At 63.5% G+C, this 17871-nt stretch carries 14 protein-coding genes; 10 read left to right on the top strand and 4 right to left on the bottom strand.

Going from position 1 to position 17871, the window contains the following annotated elements; translation table 11 throughout:
• The first annotated feature begins 163 nt into the window (after positions 1–163).
• The 7 genes from gltB to D6858_RS14970 all read left to right on the top strand — a co-directional run bounded on the left by gltB (position 164) and on the right by D6858_RS14970 (position 10817).
• Positions 164–4804 carry a glutamate synthase large subunit gene (gltB, locus tag D6858_RS15000; protein WP_120112480.1) on the top strand — a complete coding sequence of 1547 codons (4641 nt, stop codon included), beginning with the start codon at positions 164–166 and terminating at the stop codon, positions 4802–4804.
• A gap of 11 nt (positions 4805–4815) precedes the next feature.
• Entirely contained in the window at positions 4816–6252 is a 1437-nt protein-coding gene (locus D6858_RS14995; protein ID WP_120112478.1) for a glutamate synthase subunit beta, read from the top strand.
• 459 nt (positions 6253–6711) lie between these two features.
• Positions 6712–7476 carry a helix-turn-helix transcriptional regulator gene (locus tag D6858_RS14990; protein ID WP_120112476.1) on the top strand — a complete coding sequence of 255 codons (765 nt, stop codon included), beginning with the start codon at positions 6712–6714 and terminating at the stop codon, positions 7474–7476.
• Between the two features lie 116 nt (positions 7477–7592).
• Complete coding sequence (gene rfaE1, locus D6858_RS14985) at positions 7593–8738, top strand: D-glycero-beta-D-manno-heptose-7-phosphate kinase (RefSeq protein ID WP_120112474.1); 1146 nt, start codon at positions 7593–7595, stop codon at positions 8736–8738.
• Entirely contained in the window at positions 8735–9748 is a 1014-nt protein-coding gene (gene rfaD, locus D6858_RS14980; RefSeq protein WP_120112472.1) for an ADP-glyceromanno-heptose 6-epimerase, read from the top strand. Before rfaE1 ends, rfaD begins: the two co-directional genes overlap by 4 nt.
• Positions 9745–10275 (top strand): D-glycero-beta-D-manno-heptose 1-phosphate adenylyltransferase, encoded by a 531-nt coding sequence (rfaE2, locus tag D6858_RS14975; RefSeq protein WP_165859717.1) that lies wholly within the window; start codon positions 9745–9747, stop codon positions 10273–10275. The genes rfaD and rfaE2 overlap by 4 nt, the downstream gene beginning before the upstream one ends.
• Positions 10269–10817, top strand: coding sequence for a D-glycero-alpha-D-manno-heptose-1,7-bisphosphate 7-phosphatase (locus D6858_RS14970; protein ID WP_120112469.1), 549 nt, complete (start codon positions 10269–10271; stop codon positions 10815–10817). Before rfaE2 ends, D6858_RS14970 begins: the two co-directional genes overlap by 7 nt.
• Positions 10818–11060: 243 nt before the next feature.
• On the opposite strand, the gene ung is transcribed toward D6858_RS14970, so the two are convergent.
• Positions 11061–11765, bottom strand: coding sequence for a uracil-DNA glycosylase (gene ung / locus D6858_RS14965; protein ID WP_120112467.1), 705 nt, complete (start codon positions 11763–11765; stop codon positions 11061–11063).
• Between the two features lie 79 nt (positions 11766–11844).
• Between ung and D6858_RS14960 the strand changes: the two genes are divergently transcribed.
• Genes D6858_RS14960 through D6858_RS14950 form a run of 3 tightly spaced genes read left to right on the top strand, consistent with a single transcriptional unit; the run spans position 11845 to position 13760 of the window.
• A complete protein-coding gene (locus D6858_RS14960) occupies positions 11845–12465 on the top strand; it encodes a ribonuclease D (RefSeq protein ID WP_120112465.1) in 621 nt (206 codons plus the stop codon).
• 27 nt (positions 12466–12492) lie between these two features.
• Entirely contained in the window at positions 12493–13188 is a 696-nt protein-coding gene (locus tag D6858_RS14955) for an LPS export ABC transporter periplasmic protein LptC (RefSeq protein ID WP_120112462.1), read from the top strand.
• Positions 13185–13760 carry an LptA/OstA family protein gene (locus D6858_RS14950; RefSeq protein WP_120112459.1) on the top strand — a complete coding sequence of 192 codons (576 nt, stop codon included), beginning with the start codon at positions 13185–13187 and terminating at the stop codon, positions 13758–13760. The genes D6858_RS14955 and D6858_RS14950 overlap by 4 nt, the downstream gene beginning before the upstream one ends.
• A 48-nt stretch (positions 13761–13808) precedes the next feature.
• Here the strand turns inward: D6858_RS14950 and holA are convergent, their stop codons facing one another.
• Genes holA through leuS form a run of 3 tightly spaced genes read right to left on the bottom strand, consistent with a single transcriptional unit; the run spans position 13809 to position 17871 of the window.
• Positions 13809–14855: a DNA polymerase III subunit delta gene (holA, locus tag D6858_RS14945; RefSeq protein WP_120112456.1), complete on the bottom strand. Its 1047-nt coding sequence runs from the start codon at positions 14853–14855 to the stop codon at positions 13809–13811.
• Positions 14852–15352 (bottom strand): LPS assembly lipoprotein LptE, encoded by a 501-nt coding sequence (gene lptE / locus D6858_RS14940; RefSeq protein WP_240623865.1) that lies wholly within the window; start codon positions 15350–15352, stop codon positions 14852–14854. The genes holA and lptE overlap by 4 nt, the downstream gene beginning before the upstream one ends.
• The gene (gene leuS, locus D6858_RS14935) at positions 15349–17871 is read right to left on the bottom strand and encodes a leucine--tRNA ligase (RefSeq protein ID WP_120112454.1); all 2523 of its coding nucleotides are present in this window, start codon (positions 17869–17871) and stop codon (positions 15349–15351) included. Before leuS ends, lptE begins: the two co-directional genes overlap by 4 nt.

Raw genomic sequence — 17871 nt, 5'->3', positions numbered from 1 at the left:
CTTTAGCCGACTCAATCGCCTTCGCGGTTGCAATAATTCGATCCTGTCTGCATTGGTCAGACTTGCGATAACTTTGCTGCGCGAAAACGCGCTGCGAATCGCGCTTCATTGCCGCGAACGCCGCATGTCGGCGGTTAACGGCCAGTGACAGGATAGGAATTGAATGGGATATCCAACGCCTCTGGGCCTCTACGATCCGCGCAACGAACACGACGCCTGTGGCGTCGGTATGCTCGCCCATATTAAGGGCAAGAAAACGCACGAAATCGTGACCCGGGCGCTGGAAATTCTGGCGAACCTCGACCATCGCGGCGCTGTGGGTGCCGATCCCCTGCTGGGCGATGGAGCAGGCATCCTGATTCAGATTCCCGATCCGATCTTCCGCAAATGGGCCGACGCCGAAGGGCACGATCTGCCGCAGCCGGGCGATTATGCCGTCGCCATGTGCATGATGCCGCAAGATGAGGCGGCACGCGAATTCGTCCGCGAAAAATTCGAAAAATTCGTCGGCAAGGAAGGACAGCGGCTAGTCGGCTGGCGCGATGTGCCTGTCACGCTCGACGGGCTGGGCAAGGCAGTCATCGAATCGATGCCGGTGATGCGCCAGTGCGTGATCGCCCGCGGCCCCGCCTGCGAAGATCAGGACGCGTTCGAACGCAAGCTGATCGTGATCCGCAAGCAGGTGCAGAACCCGCTGAAAAAGCTGGCGATCAAGCACAACCTGCCTGACCTGACAGACCTTTACATCCCCAGCTTCTCCAGCCGTACCATCGTGTACAAGGGGCTGTTGCTGGCAACGCAGGTCGGCAGTTTCTACGACGATCTGCGCGATCCGGACTGTGTGTCCGCGCTGGGGCTGGTCCATCAGCGTTTTTCGACCAACACGTTCCCCAGCTGGCGTCTGGCCCACCCCTATCGCTTCATGGCGCACAACGGAGAAATCAACACCGTTCGCGGCAATGTGAACTGGATGACCGCCCGCCGCCGGACGATGGAATCCCCGCTGCTGGGGGCTGATCTCGACAAGCTGTGGCCGATCATCCCGCACGGGCAATCGGACACCGCCTGCCTCGACAACGCGCTGGAGCTATTGCTGCTCGGCGGATATTCGCTGGCCCATGCGATGATGATGCTGATCCCCGAAGCGTGGGCCAAGAATCCGATGATGGACCCGCAGCGGCGCGCATTTTACGAATATCACGCCGCGCTGATGGAACCGTGGGACGGCCCGGCGGCGGTGTGTTTCACCGATGGCCGCCAGATCGGCGCAACGCTCGACCGTAACGGCCTGCGCCCGGCGCGCTATTGCGTGACGAAGGACGATTATATCTGCCTGTCGTCCGAAAGCGGGGTTTTGCCGTTCGCGGAAGAGGACATCGTCCGCAAATGGCGCCTGCAACCGGGTAAGATGCTGCTGGTCGATCTGGAACAGGGCCGCATCGTCGAAGATGCCGAGCTGAAGGCCGAGCTATCCGCTGCCGAACCTTATGCCAAATGGTTGCAGGCGGCGCAGTACAAGCTGGCCGATCTCGACCATATCGAACCCGAACTGAGCGATGTGCCAGAAGACGCCAGCGATCTGATCCAGCGCCAGCAGGCGTTCGGTTATACGCAGGAAGATATCGGCAAATTCCTCGAACCGATGGCCGCCAATGGCGACGATCCGATCGGTTCGATGGGCACCGACACCCCGCTGGCCGTACTGTCGCAGCGCCCGCGTCTGCTCTACGATTATTTCAAGCAGAACTTCGCGCAGGTCACCAATCCGCCGATCGATCCGATCCGCGAAGAACTGGTGATGAGCCTGCTGTCGATGATCGGCCCGCGCCCCAACCTGCTGGGCCACGAAGCCGGTACGCACAAACGGCTGGAAGTCGAACAGCCGATCCTGACCAACGAAGATCTGGCCAAGATCCGCTCGGTCGAGGCGGCGCTCGATGGCGCATTCCGTTGCGCCACCATCGACATCACCTGGGACGCCGCCAGCGGAGTCGAAGGGATCGAGCTGGCGATCAAGGAAATGTGCTGGGCCGCCACCGAAGCGGTGTTGCAGGACCATAACATCCTCGTCCTGTCCGACCGCGCGCAAGGGCCGGACCGGGTGCCGATGCCCGCGCTGCTGGCCACCTCGGCTGTCCACCACCATCTGGTGCGGCAGGGTTTGCGGATGCAGACCGGGCTGGTGATCGAAACCGGCGAAGCGCGCGAAGTGCACCATTTCTGCGTTCTGGCCGGCTACGGCGCCGAAGCGATCAACCCGTATGTGGCGTTCGAAACGCTCGAACAGATCCGCAGCGACAAGCTACCGCATATCGATGCCGCTCAGGTTCAGAAGAACTATATCAAGGGCGTCAACAAGGGCATGCTCAAGGTCATGTCCAAGATGGGCATTTCGACCTACCAGTCGTATTGCGGCGCGCAGATTTTCGACGCTGTCGGCCTGTCGAGCCAGTTAATCGACGATTATTTCTCCGGCACCGCGACCACTATCGAAGGGGTCGGGGTGCGGGAAATCGCGGAGGAGGCTGTGCGCCGCCACGCGATCGCCTATGGCCACAACCCGATTTACGAACACATGCTGGACGTGGGCGGAATCTACCAGTTTCGTATGCGCGGCGAAGAGCATGCGTGGACCCCGGAAAGCGTGGCCGATCTGCAGCATGCGGTGCGCGGCAATTCGCAGGATCGCTACGACGCGTTCGCCCGGTCGATCAACGACCAGAACGAACGCCTGCTGACGATCCGCGGGCTGATGGAATTCCGCAACGCCGATCAGGCCATCCCGCTGGAAGAAGTCGAACCGGCGAGCGAAATCGTCAAACGGTTCGCCACCGGCGCGATGAGCTATGGCTCGATCAGCTGGGAAGCGCACACCACGCTGGCGCTGGCGATGAACCGCATCGGCGGCAAATCGAACACTGGCGAAGGCGGCGAAGACCCGCGCCGGTTCGTGCCGCTGGATAATGGCGACACGATGCGTTCGTCGATCAAGCAGGTTGCCAGCGGGCGGTTTGGGGTGACCACCGAATATCTCGCCAATGCCGACGATATCCAGATCAAGATGGCGCAAGGGGCCAAGCCCGGCGAAGGCGGGCAATTGCCCGGCCACAAGGTCGACAAGATCATCGGCAAGACGCGCCACGCCACCCCCGGCGTGGGCCTGATCAGCCCGCCGCCGCACCACGACATCTATTCGATCGAAGACCTCGCGCAGCTGATCCACGATCTGAAAAACGTGAACGGCGACGCGCGGATTTCGGTGAAACTGGTGAGCGAAGTGGGTGTCGGCACGGTCGCGGCGGGCGTATCCAAGTGCAAGGCCGACCACGTGACCATTTCGGGTTACGATGGCGGCACGGGCGCTTCGCCGCTGACCAGCCTGACCCATGCTGGCGGGCCGTGGGAAATCGGCCTGGCCGAAACCCAGCAGACCCTGCTGCTCAACAACCTGCGTACCCGCATCGCGGTGCAGGTCGATGGCGGGCTGCGGACCGGACGCGACGTGGCCATCGGCGCGCTGCTGGGTGCGGACGAGTTCGGATTTGCCACTGCGCCGCTGATCGCCGCAGGGTGTATCATGATGCGCAAATGCCACCTGAATACCTGCCCGGTGGGCGTGGCCACGCAAGACCCCGAACTGCGTAAGCGGTTCAACGGGCAACCCGAACACGTCATCAACTATTTCTTCTTCGTGGCGGAAGAACTGCGCCGGATCATGGCCGATCTCGGCTTCCGCACGGTCCGCGAAATGGTCGGGCGGGTCGACAAGCTCGATATGCGGCGCGCGCTGCGCCACTGGAAGGCGAACGGTGTCGACCTCAGCCGTATCCTGCAACAGGTGCCGCAAGGCGACAGCGAAGAGCTGTTCTGGTGCCAGACACAGGATCACAAGCTGGACGAAGCGCTCGACCGCAAGCTGATCGAACTGGTGCAGCCTGCAATCGACAAGGGGCAAACCATCGTCGCGGACCTGACGGTGAAGAACGTCAACCGTTCGGTCGGCGCGATGCTGTCGGGCCATATCGCCAAGGCGAAAGGCCACGCGGGTCTGGCCCCCGATCAGGTGAAGCTGAACTTCACCGGGGTCGCGGGGCAGAGCTTCGGCGCATGGCTGGCCCACGGGGTCACGCTGGAGCTGACTGGCGATGCCAACGACTATGTCGGCAAGGGCCTGTCGGGCGGTCGCATCGTCGTGCGCCAGCCGGACAACGTCGATCGCGATCCGGGCGAGAACATCATCGTCGGCAACACCGTGCTCTATGGCGCGATTGCGGGCGAAGCGTTCTTCAACGGCGTCGCGGGCGAACGCTTCGCTGTGCGGAATTCGGGCGCGGTCGCCGTGGTCGAAGGGACCGGCGATCATGGCTGCGAATATATGACCGGCGGCGTGGTCTGCGTGCTCGGCAAAACCGGGCGCAACTTCGCTGCGGGGATGAGCGGCGGCATCGCCTATGTCTATGACGAGGATGGCGAATTCGCGCAGCTATGCAATCCGGCGCAAGTCGATCTGGAGAAGATCGATCCGGCCCGTGACGAGGAAGACGGCACTGGCCGCCCGCAACAGCGCGCGCGCAATGTCGAAGACAGCGGCATGGGCGACATGTTGCGCCACGATGCCGAACGTCTGCGGATACTGGTCGAACGCCATCATCTGCATACCGGCAGCGCAAAGGCCAGGGCATTGCTCGACGATTGGGACAATGCCCTCGGCAAATTCGTGAAAGTAATGCCCCGCGATTATCGCCGCGCGCTCAAGCAGCTCGAAGCCGAGCGCGAGGAAGCCGCGATGGAAGCGGCGGAATAGGGGTCAGGACAATGGGCAAGGAAACAGGCTTCCTCGAATACGAACGCAAGGACCGCACTTATGCGGACCCGGCGGAACGGCTGAAGCACTACAAGGAATTCGTGATCCCGCACACCGAACCGGACCTGCGCCTGCAGGCCGCGCGGTGCATGAATTGCGGCATCCCCTATTGTCACAATGGTTGCCCGGTGAACAACCTGATCCCGGACTGGAACCACCTGACCTACGAAGGGGACTGGAAGAACGCGCTGGAAGTACTGCATTCGACCAACAATTTCCCCGAATTCACCGGCCGTGTCTGCCCCGCTCCGTGCGAAGCGAGCTGCACGCTCAACATCACCGATGAACCGGTGACGATCAAATCGATCGAATGCGCCATCGTCGATCGCGGCTGGCAGGAAGGGTGGATCGAGCCGCAGGTTCCGGCAAGCAAGACCGGCAAGTCGGTCGCCGTGATCGGTTCCGGCCCCGCCGGACTGGCCTGTGCGCAACAACTGGCGCGGGCGGGCCATACGGTAACGCTGTTCGAAAAGAACGACCGCGTCGGCGGGTTGCTGCGGTATGGTATTCCCGACTTCAAGATGGAAAAGCACCTCATCAATCGTCGCGCGGTGCAGATGGAAGCGGAAGGCGTGAATTTCCGCACCAGCACCGAGGTAGGGGTCGATGTATCCTTCAAATCGCTGAAAGAAAACTTCGATGCGGTGGTGCTGTCGGGCGGGGCGGAAGATGCGCGCCCGCTGGGTATTCCCGGCGCGGAGTTGCCCGGTGTGCGAATGGCGATGGAATTCCTCACTCAGCAGAACAAGCGCAATGCGGGCGACGACGAAGTCCGCGCCGCCCCGCGCGGCACGCTGACCGCCACGGGCAAGAAGGTGGTCGTGATCGGCGGCGGCGACACCGGCAGCGACTGTGTCGGCACATCCAACCGGCAAGGCGCCGAAAGCGTGGTGCAGCTGGAAATCATGCCGCAACCGCCGGAGAAGGAAAACAAGCTGCTGACCTGGCCGCACTGGCCACTGAAGCTGCGGACCTCCTCCAGCCATGAAGAAGGGGTGGAGCGCGATTTCTCTGTCCTGACCAAGCGGGTCGTGGGCGAAGGCGGCAAAGTGACTGGCCTCGAATGCGTCCGTCTCGAATGGGAGGGCGGCACGATGAAAGAAATCGCAGGCAGCGAATTCACCATTCCGGCCGACCTGATCCTGCTGGCGATGGGTTTCGTCGGGCCGAAGAAGGCGGGCCTGCTCGAACAGGCGGGCGTGGAACTGACGGATCGCGGCAATGTCGCCGCCGATACGGTCAGCTATGCCACCAGCGAGCCGGGTGTCTTCGCGTGCGGCGATATGCGTCGCGGGCAAAGCCTGGTGGTGTGGGCCATCCGCGAAGGTCGCCAGTGCGCCCGCGCAGTGGACGAAGCGCTGATGGGGGTCAGCGAACTGCCGCGTTAAGGGCAGCAGCCATTGGCATTCGTGCCGCACCCAACCGCCTGTCCGTCACCGCAAACGCAGTAACCCAATCCATGGGGTCAGGGTTTCGCCCATCGCGGCGTTTGCGGTGGACGAAGCGGGCAGTCCATAGATTGCCGCGTCGCCTCGCTCCTCGCAATGACGAAGGGTGGGCGATGGTCGGTAGGGCCATGACACCCTGCACGCCCCCGGCTCCCACCCGCCCGTCCGCCGTTGCGAACGCCGTGACGCAGTCCATGACTTGAAGGTTCCGCCTTTCGCAGCGGGAGGGATGGAGCGGTGAGGTGCAGTTGCACTCACCATACCGTTCGAAATTCCGCGCCATCTAGTGTCCCAAAATGATACACATAGGACACAAAACCGCGTAAACTTGGCGCTGCGCGTCGCTCCTATGCATACTGTCAATGGCGAATCGCAGAGCGAACGCAATCGGAGAACTGGATGGCGAGTGGCGATGAAACCGGTTTCTGGCCCTGGGTCGAAGCAATCGACCGGGCGGAAACGATATCGGGCCTGCGCGATACATTGTTGGCGGCTTTCTCGTATGTCGGCTTTACTGCAGCCTATTTCCTTGCTCCCGTGGTATCCGATGCGCGTGTCGGGCGAGTGCTGACCAATGTCGGTTTCCCGCGCGAATGGGAGGAGCGCTATCGCGCAGAATTCTATCTGATCGATCCAATCGCAACCCACGCGATTACCCGGCGCGGCGCCTTCTGCTGGCCCGACGATCTGGCAGAAACTCCACTCAAACCGGCAGAGCGCGACTATCTTGCGCTGCTGGCCGATTACGGAATGGAACGCGGAGTGGGCCTGGCCTCTTTCGGTCCGTTCGCGCGCACCGGCTTTGTCGGTGTCGGGTTGCCCCGTTCAGGCATCGCAATCGATCGTCGTTCGATCCTGATGGTAGAGGTTGCCGCGCGACTGGCGCATCAGCGTTACCTGCGGCTGATCGATCCGTTCCCTAATGGCCCGCCCAGCCTGTCCGACCGGGAAATCGAAGTTCTCTCGCTGATCGCGCAAGGGAAGAGCAACGCTGTGATCGCTCAGCTCCTCGATATCTCGCCCAGTTCGGTCGATGTGTATGTAAAACGGATTTTCACCAAGATGGGGGTGGCCGATCGGACATCGGCATCGGTGCGGGCGCTGGCTATGGGGCTGGTTGTCACCGGCAGGTTCCCCAAACAGTCGCATAGCGGGCGGCTATAGCCGCTCTTCGCAGTGGCCTGCTGCCTTTCGCGCTTAATCATGTACCCTAATTGCCGCCTTGTCGGGTAATTAAGGTACATGATGGCATTCTAAGATTAAACTAGGGGGCTGTTGCAATGCCCTCGGGTCGCCCCGATGGCAGAGGTGCGCCGGGCCGATCCTCCCAAAAGATAAGCACGGCGCACCGCCTCTTGCCCTCCCCCGGCAGTACCGCAGCGCGAATCGGTGAATCGCCCGGCTGGAACTTTGTACGACAGCGCGCTATAGGGAACTGGGATCTGACTTCTTCCAGGGGAAGCAAGCTGCAGATTCCTGCCACCCAGATCAGCGCTGCCCAAATCACCGGCGCCCAAATCGCCACCACGCGCATTCTGATCGCGGGCGATGTCATGCTCGACCGGTATTGGTTCGGGGATGTCGAAAGGATCTCGCCCGAAGCGCCGGTGCCCGTGGTCCATGTCACGCGTGAGGAATACCGCCTCGGCGGCGCGGGGAACGTCGCGCTGAATGTCGCATCGCTCGGCGCGCAGGCCGCATTGATGAGTATCATCGGGGAAGACGATGCCGCCGCCCGGCTGCGCGCCCTGTTGCACGATGCCGGGATCGAGCCGCTGCTGGAAAGCGATCCGACGCTGCCGACAACGGTCAAGCTGCGCGTCAGCGGCCGGGCGCAACAGTTGATCCGGCTCGATTTCGAACATGCGCCCGGTACACACGTGCTCGACCGCAAGCTGGCGCGGTTCCGCACTCTGCTGGACCGGTTCGATGCAGTTCTCCTGTCGGATTACGGCAAAGGCAGCCTGGCCCATGTGCAGGCGATGATCGCGCTAGCCCGCGAAGCGGGTAAGCCAGTGCTGATCGATCCCAAGGGTGGCGACTATACCCATTATCGCGGGGCCACGGTCATCACACCCAACCGCGCCGAATTCGAACTGGCCGCAGGCCGCTGCGATAGCGAAGCGGAACTGGAGCAACGGGCGGAAACGATGCGGCGCGATCTCGCGCTCGACGCCGTGCTCGTCACCCGCTCGCACGAAGGGATGTCGCTGTTCGACAACGAGGGGCATTTGCGGGTGCCCGCCGCCGCGCGCGAAGTGTTCGATGTGACTGGCGCGGGCGACACCGTGATCGCCACGCTGGCAACGCTGATCGCCAGCGGCATGCCCTTGCGCGATGCGGTGGGGATTGCCAATCGCGCCGCCGGGATCGTCGTCGGTCGTTTCGGTACGACCGCGATTGCATACGAAGATCTCTTCTCATGACAGTGATTGTCACCGGAGCCGCCGGATTTATCGGCGCCAATATCGTCAAAGGGCTGAACCAGCGCGGCTGCAGCGATATCGTGGCGGTGGACGATCTGCGCCAGCCGGGCAAATTCGCCAATCTGGCCGACCGCCACCTCGCGGATTATTTCGACATGGGCGACTTTCTGCACCGGCTCGCCACCGGGCAACTGGGCCGGGTGGAGGCGGTGTTTCACGAAGGCGCGTGTTCCGATACGATGGAACACGACGGGCAATTCATGATGGCCAACAATTATCGCTGGTCGAAGGATCTGCTCGATATCTGCCTGCGCGACGGGATACGCCTGCTCTATGCCTCCTCCGCAGCGGTCTATGGCGGATCGACGGGCTTCGCGGTCGATCCGGCGAACGAGCGCCCGCTGAATGTCTATGGTTATTCCAAGCTGTTGTTCGACAATGTCGTGCGCCGCCATCTGGCAGAAGGTGCCCCGATGCAGATCGCGGGATTCCGATACTTCAATGTCTATGGCCCGCACGAACAGCACAAGGGGCGCATGGCGTCGGTCGCGTGGCACCATATGCAGCAGTTGCGGAATGAAGGGCACGTCCGCCTGTTCGGCCCCTATGGCGGCTATGCGGCGGGCGAACAGCGGCGCGATTTCATCGCTGTCAGCGATATCGTGCGGGCCAAGCTGTGGTTTCTCGACAATCCGCAGGCGTCGGGCATTTTCAACCTTGGCACCGGGCAGGCCGAACCGTTCAATGCCGTGGCCAGCGCGGTCATCAATGTCGAGCGGGCGGCCAGTGGGCAGGCACCGCTGACGCTGGCCGAACAGGTCGCGCAGGGGCTGATCCGCTATGTTGATTTTCCCGACGCGCTGAAGGGCAGGTATCAGTGCTTTACGCAAGCCGACCTGTCGGGCCTGCGCGCTGTGGGATATGATGCGCCCTTCGCAACGGTGGAGGAAGGCGTCAGCGCCTATGCCCGCGATGCGGGCGCTTCGATTGCAGCGGAGCAAACGGCATGACCGCCCCGCTCACCTCACCCGATATCCGCCGCATCTGCACCGCCGGCACTGCGCGGCTGCAGGAAAAGCTGGCCCCGGCCCGAATGGCCAGCGGGGCGCTGGCGCTGCCCCGCCCGCTGGTCTTCACCAACGGCGTGTTCGACATCCTCCATCGCGGCCACGTCACTTATCTGGCAGCGGCGCGCACGTTGGGCGCATCGCTGGTGGTAGGGTTGAACAGCGACGATTCGGTGCGGCGGCTGGGCAAAGGGGCCGACCGGCCGATCAACCCGCAGGCCGACCGCGCGCTGGTGATCGCCGCGCTCGCTTCGGTCGATGCGGTGCTGCTGTTTGGCGAAGATACCCCGTGCGAACTGATCGCCCGCATCCGCCCCGATATCTATGTGAAGGGCGGCGATTACGACATCGATGCCCTGCCGGAAGCAGAGATGGTGCGCGGCTGGGGCGGGCAGGCCTATGCCCTGCCGTTTGAGAGCGGTTATTCGACCACCGCGCTGATCGCCCGCACCCGTGCCGCGCCATGTTGACCCCGGCGGCCTTTCTCGATCGCGACGGGGTGATCAACGAAGATCGCGGCTATGTTTCGACATGGCGCGATTTCGCTTTCCTGCCCGGTGCAGTGGAGGCGATCTCGCGGTTGCAGGATGCGGGATATCTGCCAGTGGTCGTCACCAATCAATCGGGTATTGAGCGCGGCTATTTCAGCGAAGCCGACTATCGCACACTGACCGAACGGATGTGCGCCGCGCTGGCCGATGCCGGCGTGACGATTGGCAAAGTCTATCACTGCCCCCACGCGCCCGGCCGTCGGCCACCGTGCACGTGCCGCAAACCCCGCGCGGGGATGATCGAACGGGCAATTGCCGAACTGGGGATCGACCGCGCCGCATCGTTCATGGTGGGCGACAAGCTAGGCGATATCACCGCCGGGCGCGCCGCCGAACTGGGCGCGACATTCCGGGTCGGCCCCAAGGCAATCGGCGCGAAAGACGGCGCGACCGCGCGCTTCCCCGATCTGGCCACTTGCGCCGCCGCCATTGCTGCGGGGGACGTGACGGTGGGATGCTGACGCACGGGGGACGCAGGGGGGCACCCGTATCCGCAAAACACTTCCCTACACCCGCCGCGCTATGCTTGAGCGGGTGGCATGGTTTTGTGCTGCTACGCTATGCGCCAGATGGCTCATTTGCGGTGTCGCCTGGTCGCGCCGCAGGGTGTGGCAAACCGCGATTTGGCGAAGTCCACAGCAGGCCGCGGAAAGTCACACACAAGCCACGGAAAAACCGTAGCTTTCCCGCAAAAGTCACAGATTTCAAAACTGCAAGGAGCGGTCCATGTCCCAGTCGATTCCGCCCCGCCCGTGCTGTTCCAGAAAGGCATTGGTCTGGCTGAACGGGCGCGATCCGAAAAACCCGCGATAGGCCGACAGCGGGCTGGGATGCGGGCTGCGCAGGATCAGATGCGGGGTGTCGCCCTGCAGCGCCGGGATACGCGCAGCCTTGCTCTGCGCGTGGCTGCCCCACAGGATGAACACGCTCGGTTCGGGCCGCTCCGCCACGGCAGCGACGCAGGCATCGGTAATCGCATCCCATCCGCGCCCGGCGTGGCTGCCCGCTTTGCCGGCCTCCACCGTCAGCGTGTTGTTGAGCAACAGCACGCCTTGCCGCGCCCAGTGCGACAGATCGCCGTGCCGCGGCGGCGCGATTCCCAGATCGCCCTCCAGTTCCTTGTAGATATTGACCAGACTGGGCGGCACCTGCACCCCGTCGGGCACGGCAAAGCACAGTCCCATCGCCTGCCCCGGCCCGTGATAGGGATCCTGCCCCAGAATCACGACTTTCACCGAATCGAGCGGGGTCAGTTCCAGCGCCCGCAAACGACTGCCGCGCGGGGGATAGATGGCGTGCCCCGCATCCTCCTGCGCGCGCAGGAAACCGCCCAGTTTGCGGGCTTCGGGCGTGGCCAGCACGGGCTCCAGCACCGCGCGCCAGCTATCGGGGATTGCTTCGCTTGCCATACTTTCTCGCTACGCTGCGCGACCGATGCTCGCCAGCGCCTCTTTCCCTCTATCCCCAATCGCCCTAAGGACACCTGCGATGACTGTACATTTCCATGAAGAGGATCTGCCCGCCGGTGTGCTGGCAGGCGACGGGCCGATCGCGGTCGATACCGAAACGATGGGTCTGGTGACGCATCGCGACAGGCTGTGCGTGGTGCAGCTGAGCGATGGCGGGCCGGACGAACATCTCGTGCGGTTCAAGGTGGGCAGCGATTACGACGCGCCCAACCTCAAGGCATTGCTGGGCGATCCGAACCGGTTGAAGCTCTATCACTTCGCCCGGTTCGATCTGGCTGCTATCGAATACTACCTCGGCACGATGGCCGCGCCGGTGTTCTGCACCAAGATCGCCAGCAAGCTGACCCGCACCTATACCGACCGCCACGGGCTGAAGAACATCGTCACCGAACTGCTCGGCGGGGAAATTTCCAAACAGCAGCAGTCGAGCGACTGGGGCGCCCCCGAACTGACCGAGGCGCAGCGCGACTATGCCGCGTCGGACGTGCGCTATCTCCACCGCCTGCGCGATGTGCTGGCCGGGCGGCTGGAACGCGAAGGCCGCACCGAAATCGCGCAGGCATGCTTCGATTTTCTGCCCACCCGCGCCCGGCTCGACATGGCCGGATGGGCGGACAAGGACATATTCAGCCACGAGTAGGGCCGCCCCCGCTCAGGACAACAGGCAATGACAGGCGTCGAAGAGATCGAAACCGAACAGGCGAGGCAGCTGCGCAGCACGCGGCAACACTTTGCCGCGCCCGGTGGTTCGCACGATCGGCTGGTTGGGTTTCTGGCCAAGGCATTGCCGATGGCGGTGGGCGTTGTCGCCGCGCTGATGGTGATTACCCCGCTGTCGCCGCGCGGCGAAGTCAGCTTCCTGCTCGACAAGAACAAGGTTGCCGTGGTCCACGAACGGCTGCGGGTGGATAACGCGATGTATCGCGGGCTGGACGATAACCGGCGGCCGTTCTCGCTCACTGCAGGCAGCGCGGTGCAGAAATCCAGCAAGGAAGGGATCGTGCGGATGAACGATCTTGTCGGCCGGATGCTGTTGCCCGATGGCCCCGCGCAGATCGTTGCCCCGGCAGGCCAGTTCGACTTGCGTAGTCAGGTGGTCGATGTCGACGGCGATGTCCACTTTACCGCCGCCGATGGATACAATGTGCTGGCGCGCGGTGTAAAAATCAACCTTGCCAAACAGACACTGGTGGGCAGCAACGGGGTATCCGGTGCGATCCCGGGCGGCACGTTCTCTGCCAACCGTCTGGAGGCCGACCTCGCCGCGCGTACCATCCTGCTGGATGGCAATGCGCGCCTTCGCATGGTTCCGGGCAAACTCCAGATGCCTCAGATCAGCCAGACCAGAAAGCCAACTCCATGACCTCTCGTTCCCCCTTCAATGCCCGCACCGCGCTGCGTAATGCCACGCTGGGCTTTGTGCTGACCTGTGCGGCGTTCGCTGGGATACAGGCAGGCGCGCAGGCGATTGCCGGGCATAATTCCGATGCGCCGGTCGATTATGCCGCCGACCGGATCGAGCTGCAGGATCGGGAAAAGCGGGTGGTGCTGTCGGGCAATGTCGATGTGACGCAGGCTGGGCTGCGGCTGCGCGCCGCCCGCACGATCATCAACTATACCGATGCGGGATCGCTGAAAATTCAGCGCATCATGGCCACTGGTGGGGTGACGGTGACGCGCGGCAACGAACGCGCATCGGGCGATGTGGCGGTGTACGATTTCAATCGCCGGATCATCACGATGGCGGGCAATGTGCGGCTGCTGCGCGGCACCGATACGCTCAACGGCGGGCGGCTGGTGATCGACTTGCGGAGCGGTGTTTCCAGCGTCGATGGCAATGCCAGCGGATCTGCCCCGATCACCGGCGCGGTGAAGAGCAGCGGCAACGGGCGCGTCAGCGGATCGTTCTCCGTGCCGAAAGACGGCGGGAAGTAAACCGCTGGCCACGGTGCGCTGCGGCACAATGCACCGGGCGCGAATACCTCACTTACGGGCGCCAGCGCCCACCCGCGCAATACCCGCCAGCGCCTGCGTCAGCAGCGTTTCGCTGGCCGAACTATTCGCCAGCAGCGCGCGATGCAGTTCGACCAGACGCGACACCAGCCGATCCAGCCGCTTGCCGCGCCATACCGATAGCTGATCGGACAGGTCGGGCGCGTCCTTGAAGAACACCCGCCGCGCCTTCGTCTCCGCCTGCACGAACTGGCGCGGATTCTGTCCCGGCGCCAACCGCGAATCGAGCTGCGCCAGTTGTGCCGCGCGCCGTTCGAACGCGAGCAGCAAGCCAACGGGGTTGAGGTTCATCTCCCGCATCCGGTGCAATTCGCCCGCCAGCTCCGCCGCGCGGCCCGACAGCACCGCGTTGACCAACGGCATGAACCCGTCTTCCTCGGTCCGCGCGCCAATCAGGTCGAGCGCTTCGGCATCGACCGTCACCGGCGCTTCGGGACCGGCATCGAGATAGAGCGCCAGCTTGGTCACTTCGGACTGCGCCAGCCGCACGTCCAGCCCGGTGGCGCGGGCGATCCGTTCGGCCATCGGCCCGCTGAGGCGCAAGCCCGCTTCATCGCCCATCGTGCGAACCATATCGCGCAGTTGGTTGAGATCGGGCGGCCAGAACATCGCCACCAGCGCATCGTCGCGCTTTTCCAGCAGCTTGGCCGTGCGCGCCTTGTCGGTGGCGGATGTGGCCACGATCAGCACCGGGCACGGATCGCCTTCCCCGCTGTCGATCGCCGCCAGCAGATTGGCGACGGCATCGTGCGCCTCATCACCACTGGCGCGCACGAAGATATGACGGCTGCCCGCGAACAGCGAAGTCGAGCGGGCTTCATCGTCGAGCAGAACGGGATCGCGGCGCAAATCGCCACCTGCCAGATCGACCCGTTCCCCCGGATCATCCAGCATCGCGGCGATCCGTTGTGCGGCGGCGTTGGCCCCGGCTTCGTCCGGCCCGCAGAAAAAGAAAACCCGTGCAGAGCGCGCGGCCCGTGGGGCGGCGGCGGCAAAATCCCGCTGTGTCGCCTTCATCGCCGCTCGCGCAGCGTCAGCGCGACTTGCGTAGCGATCTGGCTGGCAACCACTTTGGCGAGGTTTTCCAGCGCAGTCTGTTCAGCGGCAATCGTTGCATATTCGCTGGAGACGACATCGATACCGGCATCCGATCCCGCGGTTGCGTCGAGCAGGATTTCGCCATTGGCGAGGCTGACAAGCTGATAGCGTGCGCGCAAAGTGCGCCGTTCGCGGCCCACGGTATCGTCACTTAACACGCCCAGCCCTTCGAGCTGATCGTCGAGCCGCACCACCAGCCGGTATTGCGGGGTTTCCTTGCCGCCCGCTTCCAGCCGGTCGGTCAGCGCATTGCGGACCAGCCAGCCCGCCTGCCCTTCGATAGCGGGCACTTCCACTGCCGCCAGACCGCGCGCAACCGCTCCGCTGGAGCCACCGGCATACATTGGCTGCAACCCGCAGGCAGACAGCCCGGCCAGCAGCATCCCGGCGGCGAGGAGGCGCAGCGTCGCCATCATGCGACGATATTCACCAGCCTGTCGGGCACCACGATCACTTTGCGTACCTCCGCACCATCGAGCGAACGCTGAACCTTCTCGCTGGCGAGTGCAAGCGCTTCCAGTTCTTCGCGGGGCATCCCCTTGGCAACGGTCAGCGTATCGCGCAGCTTGCCCTTCACCTGCACGGCGATGGTCACTTCGTCATCGACCAGCAGCGCCGGATCGACCGTGGGCCAGTCCGCTTCCGCCACCAGCCCGCCGGTGCCGAGCGCTTCGGCCATCGATTCGGCCAGATGCGGCATCATCGGGGATACCAGACGCGGCAGCGTAGCGACCGCTTCGGCGCGTTCGGGCGAAGGCCCGGCTTTCTCCACCGCGCCAGTCAGTTCGTAGATCTTGGCCACCGCCTTGTTGAACTGCAACGCCTCGATATCGGCGGCGACCCCGGCAATCGTGCGGTGCATCAGCTTGGCGAGTGCCGGATTGGCATCGCCCGCTGCATCGGGCGCACCATTGGCGACGATGCGCCACAACCGCTGCACAAAACGCCCGCAGCCCTCGATCCCCGCTTCGGACCACGGCAGATCGCGTTCGGGCGGGCTGTCGCTGAGCATGAACCAGCGCACCGCGTCGGCCCCGAAGCGATCGACCATCGCATCGGGATCGACCACGTTCTTCTTCGATTTCGACATTTTGACGACTTTGCCGATATCGACTGGCTGGCCATCGGCCACCAGCACCGCGCCATCGCTGCTGCGTTCGATCTCTTCGGGGCCGTACCATATGTCGCGGTCGCCTTCGCGGCGCGAATAGGTTTCGTGCGTCACCATCCCTTGCGTGAACAGGCTGGCAAACGGTTCGGCAAAGTCGATCATCCCGCAATGCTGCAACGCGCGGGTCCAGAACCGGGCATAGAGCAAGTGCAGGATCGCGTGTTCGATCCCGCCGATATACTGTTCCACCGGCAGCCATTTGGCCACTTCATCGCGGTCGAACGGTTTATCCGCGGGCTGGCTGGCGAAACGCAGAAAATACCAGCTCGAATCGACGAACGTGTCGAGCGTGTCGGTTTCCCGCCGCGCCGCCGCGCCGCATTGCGGGCAATCGACATGCTTCCACGTGGGATGACGTTCGAGCGGGTTGCCCGGCGTCTTGAAATCGACATCGTCTGGCAGCGTCACCGGCAGCTGATCTTCGGGCACCGGCACGATCCCGCAGGCGTCGCAATGGATGAACGGGATCGGCGTGCCCCAGTACCGCTGGCGCGAAACGCCCCAGTCGCGCAGGCGCCACACTGTCTGTCCTTCGCCCCAGCCACCGGCTTCGGCGCGAACGATCACTGCGGCAATCGCTTCCTCCACCGCCATCCCGTTGAGGAAATCGGAATGGACCAGAACCCCGTCGCCCGCTTCGGCCTCGCCCGCGAACGGCGCATCGGCGTCGTCCGCGCTTCTGGCGACGACGCGGGTGATTGGCAGTTCGTATTTAGTGGCGAATTCGAAATCGCGCTGATCGTGCCCCGGCACACCCATCACCGCGCCGGTGCCATAATCCATCAGCACGAAATTGGCGATGAACACCGGCAGATGTTGCCCGGTGAACGGGTGCACCGCACCGATCCCGGTATCGAAGCCGAGCTTTTCCGCGGTTTCCAGCGCCGCGGCGGTGGTCGCCCCGCGCTTGCACTGGTCGATAAACTTCGCAGCATCGCAATTGTTGGCGGCGACACCTTGCGCGATCGGATGATCGGGCGCGACCGCGACGAAACTGGCGCCGAAAATGGTATCGGGCCGGGTGGAATAGACCTCCACCTGATTGCCATCGGAGAGATCGAAACGGAATTGCAGGCCCTGGCTCTTGCCGATCCAGTTTTCCTGCATCAGCCGAACCTTGTCGGGCCATTTGTCGAGCGTGCCCAATCCATCGAGCAGCTCTTCCGCGAACTGCGTGATCTTGAGGAACCACTGGCTCAGCTTGCGCTTTTCGACTTCGGCACCCGAACGCCAGCCCTTGCCGTCGATCACCTGTTCGTTGGCCAGCACGGTCATATCGACCGGATCCCAGTTGACCTCGCTTTCCTTGCGATAGACCAGCCCGGCTTCGTACAGGCGCAGGAACAGGGCCTGTTCGTGGCCGTAATATTCGGGATCGCACGTGGCGAATTCCCGCGTCCAGTCGAGCGCGAAGCCGATCCGTTTCAGCTGCGCTTTCATGTTGGCGATATTGTCGCGCGTCCACCCACCGGGATGCACGCCCTTTTCCATCGCCGCGTTTTCGGCGGGCATGCCGAACGCGTCCCACCCCATCGGGTGCAACACTTCGTGCCCGGTCATCCGTTTATACCGGGCAAGCACGTCGCCCATCGTATAGTTGCGGACGTGCCCGATATGGATGCGCCCCGATGGATAGGGGAACATCTCAAGCACGTAACTTTTGGGTTTGCTGCTGTCGCTGTCGGCAGTGAACGTCCCGGCTTGTTCCCAGGCACGCTGCCAGCGCCCGTCCGCCGCCGACGGATCGAAACGCTGATCGGTCAT

Source organism: Tsuneonella suprasediminis, assembly GCF_003605755.1.
In the GTDB taxonomy this organism is placed as follows: Bacteria; Pseudomonadota; Alphaproteobacteria; order Sphingomonadales; family Sphingomonadaceae; genus Tsuneonella; species Tsuneonella suprasediminis.
The sequence above is the reverse complement of the archived record's forward strand: the minus strand, read 5'-3'. Positions and strand labels throughout refer to the sequence as shown.

Excerpts from the sequence above, each read along its gene's own strand:
- gltB (WP_120112480.1), top strand. The coding sequence starts at position 164 with ATGGGATATCCAACGCCTCTGGGCCTCTACGATCCGCGCAACGAACAC.
- D6858_RS14995 (WP_120112478.1), top strand. The coding sequence starts at position 4,816 with ATGGGCAAGGAAACAGGCTTCCTCGAATACGAACGCAAGGACCGCACT.
- D6858_RS14990 (WP_120112476.1), top strand. The coding sequence starts at position 6,712 with ATGGCGAGTGGCGATGAAACCGGTTTCTGGCCCTGGGTCGAAGCAATC.
- rfaE1 (WP_120112474.1), top strand. The coding sequence starts at position 7,593 with ATGCCCTCGGGTCGCCCCGATGGCAGAGGTGCGCCGGGCCGATCCTCC.
- rfaD (WP_120112472.1), top strand. The coding sequence starts at position 8,735 with ATGACAGTGATTGTCACCGGAGCCGCCGGATTTATCGGCGCCAATATC.
- rfaE2 (WP_165859717.1), top strand. The coding sequence starts at position 9,745 with ATGACCGCCCCGCTCACCTCACCCGATATCCGCCGCATCTGCACCGCC.
- D6858_RS14970 (WP_120112469.1), top strand. The coding sequence starts at position 10,269 with ATGTTGACCCCGGCGGCCTTTCTCGATCGCGACGGGGTGATCAACGAA.
- ung (WP_120112467.1), bottom strand. The coding sequence starts at position 11,765 with ATGGCAAGCGAAGCAATCCCCGATAGCTGGCGCGCGGTGCTGGAGCCC.
- D6858_RS14960 (WP_120112465.1), top strand. The coding sequence starts at position 11,845 with ATGACTGTACATTTCCATGAAGAGGATCTGCCCGCCGGTGTGCTGGCA.
- D6858_RS14955 (WP_120112462.1), top strand. The coding sequence starts at position 12,493 with ATGACAGGCGTCGAAGAGATCGAAACCGAACAGGCGAGGCAGCTGCGC.
- D6858_RS14950 (WP_120112459.1), top strand. The coding sequence starts at position 13,185 with ATGACCTCTCGTTCCCCCTTCAATGCCCGCACCGCGCTGCGTAATGCC.
- holA (WP_120112456.1), bottom strand. The coding sequence starts at position 14,855 with ATGAAGGCGACACAGCGGGATTTTGCCGCCGCCGCCCCACGGGCCGCG.
- lptE (WP_240623865.1), bottom strand. The coding sequence starts at position 15,352 with ATGATGGCGACGCTGCGCCTCCTCGCCGCCGGGATGCTGCTGGCCGGG.
- leuS (WP_120112454.1), bottom strand. The coding sequence starts at position 17,871 with ATGACCGATCAGCGTTTCGATCCGTCGGCGGCGGACGGGCGCTGGCAG.